Origin of the sequence: Labrys okinawensis (assembly GCF_002982075.1) — a bacterium.
Lineage (GTDB): Bacteria > Pseudomonadota > Alphaproteobacteria > Rhizobiales > Labraceae > Labrys > Labrys okinawensis_A.
This window is the reverse complement of the sequence record NZ_PUEJ01000008.1, coordinates 264,119-281,944: the sequence shown is the minus strand read 5'-3', so window position 1 is coordinate 281,944 and position 17,826 is coordinate 264,119. Positions and strand designations below refer to the sequence as shown.

Here is a 17,826-nt window from a genome sequence, read left to right as displayed (position 1 = left end):
ATGTCGGCCCCTTCGCTCGAACAGGCAGCGAGCCCTCGGGCCATTCCCATGGGAATGGCCGATACCGTTGCCGCTCCACAAGCCCCCTCCGCCAAGCCCTCCCTCGCTGGGATGGATCGCGCCGCCTTGACGCAGGCCCTCACCGCCGTGGGCGTGCCCGCCGGCGAGGTGAAGATGCGCGTCAACCAGCTTTCGCACTGGCTCTATGTGCGCGGCGCCAGCCGTTTCGATGCCATGACCAACGTGTCCAAGCATCTGCGCGCCCTGCTGGAGCAGTCCTATACGCTCGATCGCCCGGAGATCATCGCCGAGCAGATCTCGGCCGACGGCACGCGCAAATGGCTGATGCGCATGCCCTCCACCGGTCCCGCCGACAAGGGCGCCGAGATCGAGACCGTCTACATCCCCGACGAGAGCCGCGGCACGCTGTGCGTCTCCTCCCAGGTCGGCTGCACGCTCAACTGCTCCTTCTGCCATACCGGTACGCAGAAGCTGGTGCGCAACCTCACCGCAGCCGAGATCGTGGCCCAGCTCCTGGTCGCGCGCGACCGGCTCGGCGACTGGCCGGGCCAGGAGGCGCCGGAAGGCGCGATCGTGCCGCGCGACGGCGGGCGCTTCGTCTCCAATGTCGTGATGATGGGCATGGGCGAGCCGCTCTACAATTACGACAACGTCACCACCGCCCTGAAGGTGATGTCGGACCAGGACGGCCTGTGCCTGTCGCGCCGGCGCATCACCCTGTCGACCTCCGGCGTGGTGCCGATGCTCGGCCCGCTCGGCGACGACGTCAATCCGGCGCTCGCCATCTCGCTGCATGCCACCAATGACGATCTGCGCAACGAGCTGGTGCCGCTGAACAAGAAATATCCGATCGCCGAGCTCCTGGATGCCTGCCGCAACTATGCCGGCCTCTCCAACGCCCGCCGCATCACCTTCGAATATGTCATGCTCAAGGGCGTCAATGACAGCCCGGCCGAGGCGCGCGCCCTGGTGAAACTGCTCAAGGGCATTCCAGCCAAGATCAACCTGATCCCCTTCAATCCCTGGCCCGGCACCTTCTATGAATGCTCGGACTGGGAGACGATCGAAGCCTTTTCCGACATCGTCTTCAACGCCGGTTACGCCTCGCCCATCCGCACGCCGCGCGGGCGCGACATTCTCGCAGCCTGCGGCCAGCTCAAGAGCGAGAGCCAGAAGATGCGGGCCCGCGAGCGCCTTGCCATCGAGGCCGACGCCATGAAGAAACTGGCGGTGGAGGCCTTCTACGCCCACGGGGCGGAAGAATAATTCCCGAGATCGCCGGCATCTGTCGGCGCCTCCCCCGTCTACAAGCAGGCATTTGCACCACTCGCCGATAGGCAAGAGCCGGCAGGATGCCGGCGGTCCCAGAAGGGCAGCATGTCTCCGCCAGTCCCCAACAGCCCCCGCAGTGTCATCGGCTTCGTCGACCGCCTCGTCCTGGTGGCCTTCGCCGCCGTTCTGGCTGCCATCGCGGCGCTGGTGGTCGGCGTGATGGGTCTCGCCAATCACGATTTCGGCCAGGAACTCACCGGCACCGCCGAATTATTGGGGCTGAAGGCTCTGGCAACGGTAATCGAAGGCACCCCCGTGGAAGACATCGGTGCGATGATCCGGCAGGCCGCAACCGCCGCTTTGGCCATCTGGCTCGCCCCGATCGCGCTGGTGGCGGTGATCGGCGAAACCATGGGCAAGACAAGCTGGATGTTCTATGCCATCGGCATGGCGCTCGCCTTTGCCGTGGCGCCGATGGTGATGAGCCTGAACATCCTCGCCATCGTGCTGCTCTACCGTGCCCTGCTCGGCCTCCTCGCCATCGGCATCGTCGCCGGCACGGTCTACTGGCTGGTGGCCGGCCGGAGCGCGGCCGGTTGAGAGGAGCCAGGATTGCACGCCATGGTTCTTTCGGCACCATTTAACCATTTACTCACCGCGTCCGCGTAGGCTGCGAGCCGTTCCGGTCGAACTTTCGCCGGAATCCCTGTCTTTCGTCGCAGTTGCGCGAGGCGCTCCGATTCACGATGATCGGGCGCCACCGCTTTCTGCCCTCTTATTCGGGATCGATCGAGCCAGCATGATGTCCTCAACCCTTCGCATCGCGCTCATCGCCACCGCCGTCGTCGCATTCACCGGTTCGGCTTTGGCAGCACCTCGCAAACCCAAGGCCGAAGCACCGGCCCCGGCTGCCGCCGCCAGCGCCCAACCGACGCCGCTCGGCCAGTTCGGCGATTGGCAGGCCTTCCAGAACGGTACGGCGAAGGGCAAGTCCTGCTTTGCCATCACCAGCCCGAAGGACCGCAAGCCCGCTCGGCTGAAACGGGATCCGGCCACGCTCTTCATCACGCGCCGCCCCGGCGAGGGCGTGAAGAACGAACTGAGCATGATCACCGGCTTCGGCATGAAGGATGGCGGCGACGCCACGCTGAAGGTCGGCCGCTCCTCCTATACGCTCTACACCAAGGGCAGCAATGCCTGGGTGAAGAACGCCGCCGAGGAAGGCACCGTGGTCAACACCATGCGCAAGAGCCGCGAGGCGGTCTTCACCGGCGCTTCCAAGCGCGGCAACAAGACCACCGACCGCTACTCGCTCGACGGGCTGCCGCAGGCCCTCGACGCCATCACCAAGGGCTGCCCGTAAGATTTGGAGCGCGGGCATCTCAGCGACGTTAAGGAATGTCGCCGAGATGTCCGCTCTTGAAGCATAGAACCTGCAAAAAGGGCGCGGCCAGATCAGGCAGCGCCCTTTTTCTTGTAGGTCTCTATTCTAACTGCGGACATCGCGACATTCCTTAACGTCGCTGAGATGCCCGCGCTCCAAAACTACACCGTCTTGGTGGCCAGCCTGTCGCGGAAGACGAGGTAGCCATAGATGGGCATCACCACGAAAACCATGGCGATCTTGATGGCATAGTCGGCAATGCCGAGGCTGACCCAGGGCACATCCGTGCCGACGAAGGCGATCACCCAGAACAGCACGCTGTCGACCGTCGAAGCCAGGATGTTGGAGATGGAGGGCGGCACCCACCAGGCATGCTGGCGGAAGCGGTTGAAGACCTGCGCATCCACCATCTGGCCGGAGATGAAGGCGACGCCGCTGGCGATGGCGATGCGCGGATCCGCAGCCACGAAGGAGACGATCACGGCGATCACGAAGGAGGCCATCACAACCTTGCGCGTCATCTCCACGCCATGACGCCGATTGCACAAATCCGTGATGAAGAAGGCGACCGGGAAGATGAAGGCGCCCCAGGTCAGGAAATCGGAAGTGCCCGGCACGACATATTGCACGCCCCAGTTGGCGGCGGCGACGATCACGGCGTGCGCCAGGACGTAGGACCAGCGCAGGCCGGCGAAGAAGGAGGAAGACGAAGAGCTGCTCACGGCGTCATACCCAGCGAAAACACGGAAATTGCGGGCTGGCATACAGCAAAAGCCGGATCAGGCCTACCCATAAAACAGCATGGCAGGCTTTCTGCGCAGTCCTTCTCGTCAAGCCGCCGCGTCACGAGGCTTCAGGAAGGGCTCGATGCCCGCAAGCCCCGTATGATGAATTTCCAAAGGCAGACCGAGACGGGCGGCGGCAGCGGCGGCTTTCTTCTCCAGCGCCTTGTCAGGGACCTGCACCAGGAACATCACCCGCTTGTAATGGCCGAAATACATCGGCAGCAATTGCGGATGGACGTCGAGCTTCAGGCCCTTGATCACGAAGCGGTCGAAATGACGCACCAGGAAATCGGTGAGGTAGAAGGTACCGATCTCCTCCTCCTGCATGCGGTCGAACACCTCGGCACCGGCGAAGAAGGAGTAGCAATGCGGCCCATCGATACGCTCGACACCCTCCTCCTTGAGGACCTCATCGAGCAGGCCGCCGGTGCCGCAATCGCCGTAGAGCACCAGGATCTCATCATATCTGGCACGATTGGCGCGTATCTTGCGGCGGATGCCGTCCGGGATCTTCTGCGGATAATTGTGCCAGATCGCCGGCAGGCAGGTGACATCCACATGGTCCCAGCCATTGGCGGTCTTCACCGCCAGGAATTCGCGCGCCAGCGCCCCGCAGGCGATCACCAGCGTCGAGCGGGGCTTGGTCGTTTGCATGGTTCTTTCGGGCATCGACCTCTCCGCGTGGTATCGGGAGTGTCAGTCTCCGACTGACATGGTCGATCGGAGATCGACCTCCCTAGGCGCCCGCCATGCCCTGCCGCTTGCCGATCAGCGACTTGGCCGTTTCCACCGCGATGGCAGCATCGCGGCAATAGGCATCGGCGCCCACGGCTTCCGAGAAGGCTTCGTTCAGAGGCGCGCCGCCGACCAGCACGATGTAGTCGGAGCGGATACCCTTCTCCTTCATCGTGTCGATCACCACCTTCATATAGGGCATGGTGGTGGTGAGCAAAGCCGACATGCCGAGAATCTCGGGCTGGTGCTTCTCCAGCGCTTCGAGATAGTTCTCGACCGGGTTGTTGATGCCGAGATCGATCACTTCGAAGCCGGCGCCCTCCATCATCATGGTGACGAGGTTCTTGCCGATGTCGTGAATGTCGCCCTTGACGGTGCCGATCACCATCTTGCCGACCTTGGGCGCGCCGGTTTCGGCCAATAGCGGGCGCAGCACGTTCATGCCGGCCTTCATCGAGTTGGCGGACATCAGCACTTCCGGCACGAACAGGATGCCGTCGCGGAAGTCGACGCCGACGATGCGCATGCCCTCGACCAGGGCCTTGGTGAGCACGTCATAAGGCGTCCAGCCACGCTTGAGCAGGATCTCGACGCCTTCGACGATCTCGTCGGCAAGGCCGTCATAAAGGTCGTCATGCATCTGCTCGACGAGCTCGTCATCGGGGAGTGAGTTGAGATCGAGATCGCCGTCGGACATGACTTGCTGTTCCTGCACTGGGTGAAGCACGGATTACTATAGAACGCTTCTTAATGCGAGGTAGCCTGACCGGCGCGCCTTTTGCTGTCGCACTGGGGACATCGTATATTCAAACTGCGACAACCGGCGAAAACATCGGCTGCGATCGCGGATGGGTTGGGGCGAAATTTTCCGACAGCCGGACCCTGCGGCAAACCGCTCGGGCAAGGCGTCGCGCCCGGGCAACCGCCCTGTCCGTTTTCCGGCGTTCTCCACGGTTCGGGCGCGCCGCATGCGGGTAACCTTGCCTGTGTCCCAAGTCAGTATTGGCTTGCACAAACGCATGCCGAGATAGTAGGCCTACGTAACGGAATGTCGGAACGCCTGCAATCTGCGCGGCTCCGGTCTTGCTGGCCCATCGGAAAAGGTTGTGATGCCCGATTTATCTCGTCGCGTATTTGTTCTGGGCGCTCCCGTGCTGCTCGCCGGCTGCGCTTCTTCACGAGCCACCGTCAGCTCGCTCTTCAACAGATCCAACGATAGCGGCTTCAATTATCGAGAGATCTATGCCGGCGGCACGGAGAACGGCCACGATTACCCGCCCATCAATCTGAAGGCGATCGATCCCAAATATCTGCGGCGCGTCGTGGCCGCACCCGCCGGCGAGGAGCCCGGCAGCATCATCGTCGATCCCGACAATCGTTTTCTCTACCATATCCATGACGACGGCACCGCCACCCGCTATGGCGTCGGCGTCGGCCGCGAAGGTTTTGGCTGGAGCGGCAAGGCCACCATCCGGCGCAAGGCGGAATGGCCGCGCTGGACGCCGCCGCCCAAAATGGTCAAGCGCGACCCGCTGGCAGCCAAATTCGCGGGCGGCATGCCCGGCGGCGTCGAAAACCCGCTCGGGGCCCGCGCCATGTATCTCTACCAGGGCGACCGCGATACGCTCTACCGCCTGCACGGAACCAACGACCCGACCTCGATCGGCAAATCGATGTCTTCCGGCTGCATCCGCCTGCTCAACCAGGACATCATGGCCCTCTACCACAACACCCCGGTGGGCGTGCGGGTGGTGGTGCGGCCTTCGCATGGCGGCGCCGAGGCGAGCTGATTCGGCCTCCGGCCTGCGATCGTTTTCAGCCCGTCTTGCGCAACCCGCTCGACACCGCCCCGATCAGCGCAAGACCCGCGCCGATCCAGGCGATCAGTTCCGTCTGTCCCTGCGCGACAAGGCTGAAGATGACCGCCGCGACCGCCGCCCCCAGTGACTGGCCGAGCAGCCGGCCGGTCGATTGCAGGCCGCTGGCCCCGCCGCTGCGTTCGCGCGGCGCGCTGGCGATGATGATGCGGTTGTTGGGCGACTGGAACAGGCCGAAGCCGAAGCCGCACAGGGCAAGCCGCCAGACGATATCGAAGCTGTCGGGCCGCTCGCCCATGCTGGCGACCGCCGCCAGCCCCGCTGCGAGCAGGCAGAGCCCGGCAATGCCGAGCTTCTCGGGCGAGATCCGATCGGAAAGCCGGCCTGAAATGGGCGCGATCAACGCCGTCATCAGCGGCCAGGGGGTCATCAGGAATCCCGTCGCCGCCTCGGAGTGGCCGAGCGTGCGTTGCAGGAAGAAGGGCAGCGCCACATAGGCCATGCTCTGCGAGGCGAAGGAGCAGATCGAGGTCGCCATCGACAGCGAGAATACCGGCCGCCGCAAAAGGTCGACCGGCAGCAGCGGCACCGGCTGCTTTACCGAACGCCTGACCAGGACAAGGGCTGCCACCGCTGCCCCGCCGATCATCGCGAGCGCTATCGGCATCGTGCCGACATCGCCGAGACCGTCGAGGCCGGCGATCAGCAGGCCGAAGGTGAAAGCATTCAGGACGGCGCTGATCCAGTCGAAGCGATGGCCGGATGCCGGCGTCTGCGGCAAGGCCCGGGCCGCGACGAAGAGTGCGACGAGGCCGATGGGCACGTTGACCAGGAACAGCCATTGCCAGTTTGCGACGGTCAGAATTGCGGAGGCGACGCTGGGCCCGGCCGCCGAGGACACCGCCACCACCAGGGCCGTGTAGCCGACGCCCGAGCCGAGGGAGGCCTTGGGGAAGATATAGCGCACCAGGGCGATGTTGACGCTCATGATGCCGGCGCCGCCGAGCCCCTGCACCGCGCGCGCCAGCGCCAGCACCGGAAGCGACGAGGCCTGGGCACAGGCGAAGGACGCCGCGGTGAACACGGCCAGCCCCGCCCAATAGACGCGCTTGTAGCCGATGATATCACCGAGCGAGGACAGGGGCAGCAGCGAGATGGTGACCGCAAGCTGATAGGCGGTGACGACCCAGATCGATTCCGCCGGCGAGACCGCGAGTTCGCCCGCGATCGAGGGCAGAGCGACATTGACGATGGCACTATCGAGCACCGCCATGGTCAGCGCCATGGCGATGGTCAGGAAGGCCAGGAAGCGTTGGGGAATGGGCAAGCCATCCATGGTGGCGGCGTTCATCAAATACTCACGACCGACAGGAGCCGACGGCATCGGCATCTTCGAGACAAAAAATTGAAAAAATCACCCGCAACGGCAAACAGGGCGCCGCAACGGCACCCTGTTTCTATGCGTCCTGGATCATCGGGGAAGTTCCAGCTTTATCCCAGTATTAAAACCAACAGCCTTGCGATGCTGCCAAGTCCCGGGATGAAGGCTGCGGCCGGCTGCTCTTTCAGCTCTGACCGCCGACGATGTCGCGGGCGGCCTTTTCGATGATGGCGCGGATCCGCTCGGCCTCGGCCTGCGTCCACGGACCGCGATGCATCTGCAGCGCGTGCCGGAACGTATGCAGGGCTTCGCGCACCATCTCCGGCGTGGAGCGGGCGGAGAAAGCGCTGGCGGCCAGATCCATGCGCGCCATCACGCCATCGACCGCGTCGCGGTTCTCGGCAAGGAAGGCCTCGCCTTCGGGCGTGATGGTGTAGAGCTTCTTGGTGCCTTCCGACGCTTCGCCGCGGATATGATCCTGCTCTTCCAGGAGGGTCAGCGTGGGATAGACCGCACCGGGGCTCGGTGCGTAGGCCCCGCCGAATTTCTCCTCGATGGCGCGGATCAGCTCATAGCCATGGCGCGGCTTCTCGGCGATCAGGGCCAGGATGACCAGGCGCAAATCGCCGTGGCCGAAGACGCGGCCACGGCCGCCGAAGCCCCGTCCGAAGAAGTCTCCGGGGCCGTCGCCCTCGAAGCCGCCGCGCCCCCAGCGTCCGCCGCGGCCGGGCGCGCACTCCTGCTGTTCCCCACGGCCCCAGCCGCGGAAGCCGTCCCGTCCCCAGAATTCGCCGCGCCCGCGGCCCTCATGATGTCGTCCAAACATGCGATATACCTTTCGTTCTATCTTTAAGATGACTCTTAAGATATATCGAAAGATAGATTACGCAAGAGCCTTTCTGGATTTTTTGCGAGGCCGTCTCAGCCCTGCTCTCCAACCGAATGCGGGACATGCCCATGGCGGGCGGGCTCACGCGGCCTTCGCGGCAAGCAGCCGGGCGACGATGCGCTCGCGTTCCTCGACATAACTGGCGGCGGAGGCCCGCGCCGCCTCGATCGCAGCGGCCGGCGCCGTGACGGGCGAGCCGGCATCGAAGGGAGGCGCCGGCGCATATTCGAGCTTGAGCTGCACGGCTTCGGCCTCCTCGCGGCCCCGCAGCCTGGCGATGATGTCGAGCGCGAAATCGATGCCTGCGGTGACGCCGCCACCGGTGATCAGCCGGCCGTCCGCGACGATGCGTTCGGCCACCGGCACGGCACCGAGTGGTTCGAGCAGATGATGCGAACCCCAATGCGTCGTCGCCCGCTTTCCGTCCAGGAGCCCCGCCGCCCCCAGCACGAGCGCGCCGGTGCATACGGAAGTGACAAAGCGTGCGCTCCAGGCCTGGCGCCGCAGGAAGTCGAGGACGACCTCATCCTCCATCAGCGGATTGACGCCGGCACCGCCCGGCACGCACAGCACGTCGAGGACGGGGCAGTCCCGCAGCGTCGTCGTGGGCTGCACGGGCCAGCCGCAGGTCGCCGTCACGGGATCGAGATCCTTCCAGATCAGATGCTGGACAACGCCCGGCATGGCGGCAAAGGCATCGAAGGGCCCGGCCAGGTCGAGCAGTTGCACCTTGGGGAAGACGAGAAAGCCGATTTGCAGGATCATTCGGGCTGCTCCGTTCTAAACCTTGATGTTGACAGACCCATTCTAGCGCGGCAGCTTCTGGCGCAAATGTCGTTTGACCCACATTTTGCGCCAAATCCGATCGGCGCCTCCTCGGCTGGCCGGGCGTGCCGCCCGGTCGATCTGCTGGCTTTTCCCGGGTTTCAACTGCTCGATATCGCCGGCCCCATGCAGGTATTCGCCTCGGCCAACCGCCTCCGGGAGGATGATGGGCTGCCCGCGGCCTATCGCCTGCGGATCGTCGCCCGGCAGACCCAGGTCGCGGCTTGGGCCGGGCTGACCTTGCAGGCCGAGCCCCTGCCGGACGCGAGCGAAGCCTGCGATACGCTGGTGATCGCCGGCGGGCGCGCCGTGCACCAGGCGATCGAGGATGCCGAACTCGTTGCCTGGGTTACGGCCAGAGCGACGGCGGTCCGAAGGGTCGCGGCTGTCTGCACCGGCGCTTTTCTGGCCGGTGCCGCGGGCCTGCTCGACGGCAGGCGCGCCGTGACCCATTGGGATTCCTGCGCTCTGCTGGCCGAGCGCTTTCCGGCAGCACGGGTGGAGAGCGATCCGATCTTCATCGAGGATGGCAAGTTATGGACCTCCGCCGGCGTCACCGCCGGCATCGACCTCGCTCTCGCTTTGGTGGAACGCGACCTTGGCCGCGCGATGGCGCTGGCAGTAGCGCGCGAGTTGGTGGTCTTTCTCAAGCGGCCGGGCGGGCAGTCGCAATACAGCGCCGCCCTGGCGCTCCAGCATGGCGCATCCCGTTTCGAATCGCTGCATGGCTGGATGCGGGAGAACCTCGCCGACGATTTGTCGGTTCCCGCCCTCGCCGCACGGGCCGGCATGAGCGAGCGCAGCTTCCAGCGCCGCTACCGGGAAGCCACCGGCCTGCCGCCGGCCCGCGCCGTCGAAAGGCTGCGGGTCGAACAGGCGCGCACGCTGCTCGCCGACACCGCCCAGCCCCTCAAGCAGATCGCCGCCTGCTGCGGCTTTGGCTGCGAAGAGACCATGCGGCGCAGCTTCGCCCGGCACCTGGCAACGACGCCGCAATCCTATCGCGAGCGATTTTCCGGCCGGCGATGACATTGCCGGGAGGTCCATGCTGCCCCAATCCGGAAAGCGAGATTGACAGAACCCGCCGTCCCGGTAATCTGACAATTGCGAGGTACGTAACTCATTCGCCCCTGCATATGGCGAAGAGAGCGGGCGGGAAACGAAAACCAGGAACCGGATTTGTCTGAAGGGCAAGCGAACGGGGCTGCCGCGCAGAACCAGACCGTGCCGGTCCTGGCTGCCAGCGGCCTGTCCAAGAGTTTCGGCGCCATCGAGGTGCTGAGCAACATCGCGCTCGACCTCAAGGCAGGCGAGGTCCATGCCATCATCGGCGAAAACGGTGCCGGCAAGTCCACCCTGATGAAGATCCTGGCCGGCCATCTCCAGCCGAGCCGTGGCACGCTCGCCATCGATGGCGAGCCGGTGCATTTTTCCGGTCCCGTCGACGCCGAGCATCGAGGCATCGTGCTGGTCCATCAGGAAATCCTGCTCGCCCCTCACCTGACCGTCGCGCAGAACATCTTCCTTGGCCGCGAGATCCGCCGCGGCCCCATGGTCGACGACCGGGCCATGAACCAGGAGGCCGCGCGGGCGGTTCGTGAGCTCGGGGCGGAAATCGCACCGACCCGGGTCGTCGAGCGCCTCTCCATCGCCCAGCGCCAACTGGTTCAGATCGCGCGCGCCCTGGCGGTGCCGCACCGCGTGGTGATCTTCGACGAACCCACCGCATCCCTCACGCCGGTGGAAACGGAAGCGCTCCTGAAGGTCATCACCGCCATCCGCGCCAAGGGCACGGCGGTTCTCTACATCTCGCATCGCCTCAACGAGGTGAAGGCCATCGCCGACCGCGTCACCGTCTTGCGTGACGGCAAATGGATCGCCACCCGGCCCGCCGCCGAGCTCCAGCCCATCGACATGGCGCAATTGATGGTGGGGCGCGACATGGCCAATCTCTATCCGGCCAAGGCTTCGGCGGAGGCAAGCGCGGCAGTCGCCGAAGAACCCCTGCTCGCAGTCGAGCATTTCAATGTGCCCGGCTTTGCCACCGATGTCAGTTTTGGCCTCGAGGCCGGCGAGATCCTCGGCTTTGCCGGCCTGGTCGGGGCGGGACGAACCGAACTGTTCGAAGGGCTGCTGGGCCTGCGCTCCGGCAGCGGCAGCGTCCGGCTCGATGGCCGGCCCGTGCATTTTCGCGAGCCCCGCCAGGCCATGGAGGCGGGCATCGTCTATCTCTCCGAGGATCGCAAGGGCAAGGGCCTACTGCTGGCGCAGGACCTGCGCACCAACCTCACCCTGGCCGCACTCGATCGCTTCGCCTCGGGCGCCTTCATCGACAAGGCACGCGAATGGAGCGCCCTCAATCAGGCCTTCCAGGATTTCGATATCCGGGCTCGCTCCAAAACCCTGCTGGCCGGCCAGCTTTCCGGCGGCAACCAGCAGAAGTTGCTGCTCGCCAAGATGATGCTGCTGGAGCCGAGGATCGTCGTCATCGATGAGCCCACCCGCGGCATCGATATCGGCACCAAGGAGCAGATCTACCGTTTCATCGCCGCCCTCGCCGCCAGGGGCAAGGGCGTGATCGTGATCTCCTCCGAGATGCAGGAACTGATCGGCGTATGCCACCGCATCCTGGTGATGCGCGGCGGGCAAATCGCCGGCGAGGTCAGCGGCGACGCCATGACAGAGGCCGAAATCGTAGTGCATGCCACCGGCGTTTCCAGAGAAGAAGCGAGAGCACAGATATGAGCGGAGAGCTCGCCCCCACCAAGGCCGCAAGCCGCTTCCAGGATTTCGATCTGCGCGCGATCGCCCCCTTCGCGGCCCTCGCCGTGCTGATGGTGCTCGGCTATTTCGTCAATGCCCGCTTCATTGACCTCGACAACCTCACCAATGTCCTGGCGCGCAGCGCCTTCATCGCCACCATCGCGGTGGGCGCCACTTTCGTGATCACCGCCGGCGGCCTCGACCTCTCCGTCGGCTCGATGGCGGCGCTGGTCTCGGGGGTGATGATCCTCTTCCTCAACAAGGCCATGATCGGCGACGGCTACATGCTTCTCGCCACCGGCATGGTCCTGGCGTTGCTGCTGGGGGGCCTGTGCGGTGCCGCCAACGGCCTGGGCGTCACCGCCGGGCGGCTCGAGCCCTTCATCGTCACGCTCGGCACCATGGCGATCTTCCGCTCGCTCCTGATCTGGCTTGCCGACGGCGGCTCGATCGCCATGAAGTCGATGGAACTGCGCGCCGACTATCGCCCCGTCTATTTCGGCACCATTCTCGGCCTGCCCTTCCCGGTCTGGGTGATCATCGCGGTGGCCGTCATCGGCGCGTTCCTGCTCTACCGCACCACCTTCGGGCGGCATGTCATGGCGGTCGGCTCCAATGAGGACGTCGCCCGCTATTCCGGCATCTCGGTCGGGCGCGTGCGCATGCTTACCTACATCATCCAGGGCCTGTGCGTCGCCATCGCCGTGCTGGTCTATGTGCCAAGGCTCGGCTCAACCACCTCCACCACCGGCCTCGGCTGGGAATTGCAGGCGATCACGGCGGTCGTGGTCGGCGGCACGGCGCTGCGCGGCGGCGTCGGGCGCATCTGGGGCACCATCTGCGGCGCGCTGATCCTGGAGGTGATCTCCAACATCATGGTGCTGTCGAACTTCGTCTCCGAATATCTGGTCGGCGCCGTGCAGGGCGCCATCATCATCATCGCCATGCTGGTGCAGCGCTCGCTGGCCCGGAGGAATTGAGCCCACCTGGAGCAAAGCGCGTCTAGCCGGAACGCTGGCTTGCTCTAACTCGAAGCGTCTTTGCGATTCTTGGCGAGACCGCCAAATGGCAAAACGCTTTGGTCGATATGCAAGGGCGGGACCAACCCGCCCCGACGGAACGAAAAGCGCTAGGGAGGATATCATGCGCAAATTGCTGACCGGCCTGATGGCGGCCGGTCTCTTCACCATCGCCGGGGCGGCGGCCTTCGCCGCCGACACCAAGACCATCGCCGTCTCCATACCGGCCGCCGATCATGGCTGGACGGGCGGCGTGGTCTATCACGCCCAACAGGAAGCCAAGGCCCTCGAGGCGCGCTATCCCGGCCTCAAGGTCATCGTGAAGACCTCGCCCGACGGAGCGTCTCAGGCCAACGCGCTGGAGGACCTGACAACGCAGGGCATCAATGCCCTCGTCGTGCTGCCGCATAATTCGGACGAGTTGACGGACCCGATCCGCCAGGTGAAGGGCAAGGGCGTGTTCATCACCGTGGTGGACCGCGCCTTGCGCGACCCGATCCAGGATCTCTATGTCGCCGGCAACAATCCGGGCCTGGGCACCGTCTCCGCCGCCTTCGTCAAGGAGAAGCTCGGCGGCAAGGGTGACATCGTGGTGATCCGCGGCCTGCCCATCGTCATCGACGAGCAGCGCGTCAGTGCCTTCAACGAAGGCCTGAAGGGCTCCGAGGTCAAGGTGATCGACAGCCAGTTCGGCAATTGGAGTCGCGACGACGCGTTCAAGGTCATGCAGGACTTCCTGACCAAGCACCCCAAGATCGATGCGGTCTGGTGTCAGGACGACGACATGGCCGTCGGCGTGCTGGAAGCGATCAAACAGGCCGGCCGCACCGACATCAAGTTCGTGCTCGGCGGCGCCGGTATGAAAGACATGGTCAAGAAGGTCATGGATGGCGACGCCACCATCCCGGCCGACGTGCTCTATCCGCCGGCGATGGTGGCCGTGGCGATGGACCTCACCGCAGCCGGCCTCTTCGACAAGCTGCCCGTGCGCGGCTCCTATATTCTCGATGCCACGCTGGTGACCAAGGACAACGCCAAGGAATTCTACTACCCCGACTCGCCGTTCTGAGCAGGCCGACAACGCGAAAGCCGCCCTTCACCACTGGGGCGGCTTTTTTCTGGAAAAATTCAGGTATCATAATACCTTAAATAACAATACCTATTAAGGATGAAAGTCATACTTCGCCGGCGCGATCTAGTACTTAAGCATCATCGCAGCCGCAAAATCGCGCCACCCAATTTTACCCCAGAAGCACCGCATTGCGGCCGCATTTCATCCATGGCAACACTCACCCACATCGCACAGAAAGGGGAGCAGCGAAAAAGAAAAACACACTTAAGCCCCCGCAATCAAACATATTACCCATCGTAAGATTCAAGTATATTTAAAAATACTCTCCGTACAAAAAATGAAACAACGTAATCCTCCTAAAAAAATCGATTTACACTTTATGGAATTCCATTGAGATTTACTGTTTTTTGGCATACTTTGTTGGCAACATTCGGCTTCCGCAGGTTGACAGAGCAGCAAAAAGAGCCACTTCCCCGGAGTTCCGGCTGAATGTTCGAGTTTCCCAGGTGGAGGTCGATATGTCTCAGCAATATCGGAAGGATTGGCGCAAGGTTGCAATGTTCGCTGGACTGGCGACTACTTTGCTTCTTATCGCTCCGCAGGTCGCCATGAGCGGTGATTTCGGCAACACTGCCGGCGGCCTCGGCAGTGCCGTGGGTGCGGTCGGTGGTGCCGTCGGCGGTGTCAATGTCGGCGTCAGCGCGAAGGTGGGCCCGGTCAATGCCAATAGCAACACCAGCCTCAACAGCAGCGGCCTGAATTCAAACACCACGGCCAGTGTCGGCAACGCCGCCACCGCCAAAGTCAGCGCATCGGCAACGCCCAATAGCGGCGTCAACGCCAATGTCGGCGTCAACTCCTCGCTCGCCGATGCAGATGTCACGGCCTCGCTCAACAACACGACGGGCGTCAATGTCGGTGTCGGCGTCAACGTCCCAGGCACGACTCCCGGCACGCCCGGAACCCCGGGCGCTCCGGGGGTGCCTGGCACTGGCGTGACTATCGGCAATGTCTCCAGCCAGTTCGCCTCGATGAGCAGCGCCCAGCGCATCGCCCTCAAGAAGCGCTGCAAGCTGATCCTCGGGGCCAGCGATGAGTACGATGCCCAGCTGATCAAGCTTTGCCAGATGCTGGCCAAGCTCTGAGCCGGAATTTCAGCCGGCCGACCCAATCGAGGCCAGCCTTGCGGCTGGCCCTTTTTGTTGGTGCTCTTTTTGAGGGCGTTCAGAAGGTGCCGGGAAAGCTGCCGCCGTCCATGAGGATATTCTGGCGCGTGATATAGCCGGCCTGCGCTCCGGCCAGAAAGGCACAGACCGCACCGAGTTCCTCCGGATCGCCGAACCGCCCGGAAATCTCGCCCTCCCGCCACTCGGCGAGCACCTCTTCCGCCGTCTGCCCCGGCCTGGCGGAGGCCGCGGCATTGTCCCGCAGCCTGTCGGTGCCGAAGGAGCCCGGCAGGATGTTGTTGATCGTCACATTATGGCGGGCAATGTCACGGGCGAGACCCGCCACGAAGCCCGTCAGGCCGGTACGGGCGCCATTCGACAGGCCGAGATAGGAAATCGGCGCCTTCACCGTCACCGAAGTGATGTTGACGATGCGCCCGAAGCGACGGGCCATCATGCCGTCCAGCGTCGCCTTGATCAACTCGATCGGCGCCAGCATGTTGGCATCGAGCGCGGCCAGCCATTCCTCCCGGCCGAACCGGCGGAAGTCTCCGGGCGGTGGGCCACCCGCATTGTTGACCAGAATGTCGGGCTGCGGGCAGCCTTCAAGCAGCTTGCGGCGCCCTTCCTCCCTGGCGACATCGGCAATCACGGGCGTAACCGTCGCACCCGTCGCGGCGCGGATCTCGGCCGCGGTGCGCTCCAGCGTGGCCGGCGTGACGCCATTGATCACCACATTCACGCCCTCGCGCGCCAGAGCCAACGCACAAGCCTTGCCGAGCCCTCGGCTGGAGGCGCAGACGATGGCGGATTTTCCTTCGATGCCGAGCTTCATGATCCCATGCCTTTTCCTGCGGACGCCACGGGCTTTTCGCAGGGCTGCCGGCGGCAGGCAAGCCTGGGGAGCGCGGCTGCCACCCGTCCCCGCTCTGAACTGGTGGAGGTCTCGCCTTGCAGGCTGTCGCTCGAAGCGGAAGGCGCCTATAGCTGGGCCCTCCACCTGCAGAAGTCCCGGAGAAACAGACAATGGGCTCGGAGCCGGCCGAAAGTGACAATCTGCCCCGCCCTGTCGCCGCCGTGCTGCGCGGCGAGGAATTCCTGCTGGTTCGCCGTGCCAATCCCCCGGACCAGGGCTTGTGGGGCTTTCCGGGCGGCAAGATCGAGCCGGGCGAAGGCGTGCTGCAGGCGGCTCTGCGCGAACTCGAGGAAGAGACCGGCGTCCGCGCCCGCGCCGTAAAGGCCTTCGCCGCGCTCGATTCCATCGATCCTCGTCCGGCCCATGAAGGCGGTCACCATTATGTGCTGGTCGGCGTGCTCTGCCATTGGCAATCCGGCGAGGCCGTTGCAGCCGACGATGCCCTGGAAGCCCGCTGGTTCGACCTGCCGGCTCTTCTGGCCGGCCAGGCCAGCGCCAGCGTCGACGTCGATACGCTCGCCCGGGAAGCCCTGGCCTTGGCCCGTGCCACGCCATGACGTTCATCCAGCCACATCCACAAGGTCGAAGCCCCGAAGATACTGTCGCATCGCGCCCAACCCGTCGCCGGCCTTGCCGATCGTGAGAACCCGTCTATCCTTGACGGCGATCCGGCCTTCGGCAGCCCGCCAGCCGCGATCGACATGATAGAGGCGTTGCCTACCGGCAAGATCACAAGCATGCCCCTCTTTCCCCTCAGCCCGCGTGCCGATGCAAAGCTGTCGTCACGAGCCTTGCGCCAGCAATCGCATCCCGAGTCGCGGATCCTGGCGGCCTTGCTTCAGTTTGCCGGGAGAACGGCATCATGAAGATTGCGGTGATGGGAGCCGGTGCCGTTGGCTGTTTCTTCGGCGCCCTGCTCGCCCAGGCCGGCCATAGCGTCACCCTGATCGGCCGCCCGGCTTTGGTGGAAGCCGTGAGGGATGGCGGCCTGTTGCTCGAGCGCGGCGGCGAGAGGCAGCATGTGCCGATTGAGGCCGATACGAGGCCCGAGGCCGTGGCCGGAGCAGACCTGGTGCTGTTCTGCGTGAAATCCTTCGACACCGAGGCGGCGGCTGCGGCCATCGCGCCCCATATCGGCGCCGATTGCTCGGTCTGGAGCCTGCAGAACGGCATCGACAATGCCGACAGGCTCGCCCATATCCTCGACAGGCCCGCCGTGGCCGTGGCCGTCTATGCCGCTCTGGAAGCGCCGGCCGCCGGCTATGTCCGCCACAAGGGCGGCGGCAGGATGGTGATCGGCCCCTCCGAACGCAGCGCGGAATTCGCGGACCTGTTCGCCGCGGCCGGCATCGCCGCCCGTGTCGCACCGGATGTCGTCGGCACGCTGTGGACCAAGCTGGCGGTCAATTGCGCGCTCAATGCCGTCTCCGCCCTCGCCGCCCTGCCTTATGGCCGGCTGGTCGGCCGCGAAGGCGTGGATGTGCTCTTGAAGGGGATTCTCGCCGAGTGCCGCGCCGTGGCCGGCGCCTATGACATCACCCTGGCCCCCACGCTGGAGGACACCGTCTTCGGCCTGGGCACCAGCATGGCCGAGCAATATTCGTCGACCGCCCAGGATCTGGCCAGGGGGCGACGCACGGAGATCGACGATCTGAACGGCGCCATCCTGCGCCGGGCCGCCGCGCGCGGCTTGGAGGCGCCGCTGAACCAGGCGCTGTGGACGCTGGTGAAACTGCGCGAGGCCGGTGCGCCGCCCTTGCCCTGAGTGGACCCTGCAGCTG

18 protein-coding genes are annotated in these 17,826 nt (G+C 64.7%); 11 read left to right on the top strand and 7 right to left on the bottom strand.

Going from position 1 to position 17,826, the window contains the following annotated elements:
• The 3 genes from rlmN to C5L14_RS21880 all read left to right on the top strand — a co-directional run bounded on the left by rlmN (nucleotide 1) and on the right by C5L14_RS21880 (nucleotide 2,656).
• Nucleotides 1–1,287: a 23S rRNA (adenine(2503)-C(2))-methyltransferase RlmN gene (gene rlmN, locus C5L14_RS21890; protein ID WP_105864184.1), complete on the top strand. Its 1,287-nt coding sequence runs from the start codon at nucleotides 1–3 to the stop codon at nucleotides 1,285–1,287.
• 111 nt (nucleotides 1,288–1,398) lie between these two features.
• On the top strand, nucleotides 1,399–1,893 hold the full coding sequence (locus tag C5L14_RS21885; RefSeq protein ID WP_105864183.1) for a hypothetical protein: 495 nt from the start codon (nucleotides 1,399–1,401) through the stop codon (nucleotides 1,891–1,893).
• Between the two features lie 199 nt (nucleotides 1,894–2,092).
• The gene (locus C5L14_RS21880) at nucleotides 2,093–2,656 is read left to right on the top strand and encodes an invasion associated locus B family protein (RefSeq protein WP_105864182.1); all 564 of its coding nucleotides are present in this window, start codon (nucleotides 2,093–2,095) and stop codon (nucleotides 2,654–2,656) included.
• Nucleotides 2,657–2,838: 182 nt separating this feature from the next.
• Here C5L14_RS21880 and C5L14_RS21875 read toward each other — a convergent pair whose 3' ends face one another.
• From C5L14_RS21875 to C5L14_RS21865, 3 genes are all read right to left on the bottom strand, one after another.
• Entirely contained in the window at nucleotides 2,839–3,399 is a 561-nt protein-coding gene (locus C5L14_RS21875) for a queuosine precursor transporter (protein WP_181161286.1), read from the bottom strand.
• A 108-nt stretch (nucleotides 3,400–3,507) separates the two neighbouring features.
• A complete protein-coding gene (locus C5L14_RS21870) occupies nucleotides 3,508–4,131 on the bottom strand; it encodes a DUF1638 domain-containing protein (protein ID WP_209434221.1) in 624 nt (207 codons plus the stop codon).
• Between the two features lie 67 nt (nucleotides 4,132–4,198).
• Nucleotides 4,199–4,894: a corrinoid protein gene (locus C5L14_RS21865; RefSeq protein ID WP_105864180.1), complete on the bottom strand. Its 696-nt coding sequence runs from the start codon at nucleotides 4,892–4,894 to the stop codon at nucleotides 4,199–4,201.
• Between the two features lie 412 nt (nucleotides 4,895–5,306).
• Here C5L14_RS21865 and C5L14_RS21860 point away from each other — a divergent pair, with 412 nt between their 5' ends.
• Nucleotides 5,307–5,987: a L,D-transpeptidase gene (locus C5L14_RS21860; RefSeq protein ID WP_105864179.1), complete on the top strand. Its 681-nt coding sequence runs from the start codon at nucleotides 5,307–5,309 to the stop codon at nucleotides 5,985–5,987.
• 25 nt (nucleotides 5,988–6,012) lie between these two features.
• Here the strand turns inward: C5L14_RS21860 and C5L14_RS21855 are convergent, their stop codons facing one another.
• The 3 genes from C5L14_RS21855 to C5L14_RS21845 form a co-directional block, all read right to left on the bottom strand.
• A complete protein-coding gene (locus C5L14_RS21855; RefSeq protein ID WP_105864178.1) occupies nucleotides 6,013–7,365 on the bottom strand; it encodes an MFS transporter in 1,353 nt (450 codons plus the stop codon).
• 214 nt (nucleotides 7,366–7,579) lie between these two features.
• Complete coding sequence (locus C5L14_RS21850) at nucleotides 7,580–8,221, bottom strand: PadR family transcriptional regulator (RefSeq protein WP_105864177.1); 642 nt, start codon at nucleotides 8,219–8,221, stop codon at nucleotides 7,580–7,582.
• 144 nt (nucleotides 8,222–8,365) lie between these two features.
• Nucleotides 8,366–9,049, bottom strand: coding sequence for a DJ-1/PfpI family protein (locus C5L14_RS21845; protein WP_105864176.1), 684 nt, complete (start codon nucleotides 9,047–9,049; stop codon nucleotides 8,366–8,368).
• Between the two features lie 66 nt (nucleotides 9,050–9,115).
• Here C5L14_RS21845 and C5L14_RS21840 point away from each other — a divergent pair, with 66 nt between their 5' ends.
• The 5 genes from C5L14_RS21840 (at nucleotide 9,116) to C5L14_RS21820 (ending at nucleotide 15,108) form a co-directional block, all read left to right on the top strand.
• A complete protein-coding gene (locus C5L14_RS21840; RefSeq protein ID WP_105864175.1) occupies nucleotides 9,116–10,138 on the top strand; it encodes a GlxA family transcriptional regulator in 1,023 nt (340 codons plus the stop codon).
• A 195-nt stretch (nucleotides 10,139–10,333) separates the two neighbouring features.
• Nucleotides 10,334–11,854, top strand: a complete 1,521-nt coding sequence (locus C5L14_RS21835) for a sugar ABC transporter ATP-binding protein (RefSeq protein WP_105864235.1) — start codon at nucleotides 10,334–10,336, stop codon at nucleotides 11,852–11,854.
• The gene (locus tag C5L14_RS21830) at nucleotides 11,851–12,852 is read left to right on the top strand and encodes an ABC transporter permease (protein WP_105864174.1); all 1,002 of its coding nucleotides are present in this window, start codon (nucleotides 11,851–11,853) and stop codon (nucleotides 12,850–12,852) included. The genes C5L14_RS21835 and C5L14_RS21830 overlap by 4 nt, the downstream gene beginning before the upstream one ends.
• 163 nt (nucleotides 12,853–13,015) lie before the next feature.
• Entirely contained in the window at nucleotides 13,016–13,960 is a 945-nt protein-coding gene (locus C5L14_RS21825; RefSeq protein ID WP_105864173.1) for an ABC transporter substrate-binding protein, read from the top strand.
• 611 nt (nucleotides 13,961–14,571) lie between these two features.
• A complete protein-coding gene (locus C5L14_RS21820) occupies nucleotides 14,572–15,108 on the top strand; it encodes a hypothetical protein (protein WP_146126994.1) in 537 nt (178 codons plus the stop codon).
• Between the two features lie 79 nt (nucleotides 15,109–15,187).
• On the opposite strand, the gene C5L14_RS21815 is transcribed toward C5L14_RS21820, so the two are convergent.
• On the bottom strand, nucleotides 15,188–15,964 hold the full coding sequence (locus C5L14_RS21815; RefSeq protein WP_105864171.1) for an SDR family oxidoreductase: 777 nt from the start codon (nucleotides 15,962–15,964) through the stop codon (nucleotides 15,188–15,190).
• A gap of 191 nt (nucleotides 15,965–16,155) precedes the next feature.
• Between C5L14_RS21815 and C5L14_RS21810 the strand changes: the two genes are divergently transcribed.
• Together C5L14_RS21810 and C5L14_RS21805 are read left to right on the top strand one after the other, a co-directional pair.
• Nucleotides 16,156–16,602 carry an NUDIX hydrolase gene (locus C5L14_RS21810; protein WP_105864170.1) on the top strand — a complete coding sequence of 149 codons (447 nt, stop codon included), beginning with the start codon at nucleotides 16,156–16,158 and terminating at the stop codon, nucleotides 16,600–16,602.
• 305 nt (nucleotides 16,603–16,907) lie between these two features.
• Nucleotides 16,908–17,810, top strand: coding sequence for a ketopantoate reductase family protein (locus C5L14_RS21805; protein ID WP_105864169.1), 903 nt, complete (start codon nucleotides 16,908–16,910; stop codon nucleotides 17,808–17,810).
• Nucleotides 17,811–17,826: the final 16 nt, after the last annotated feature.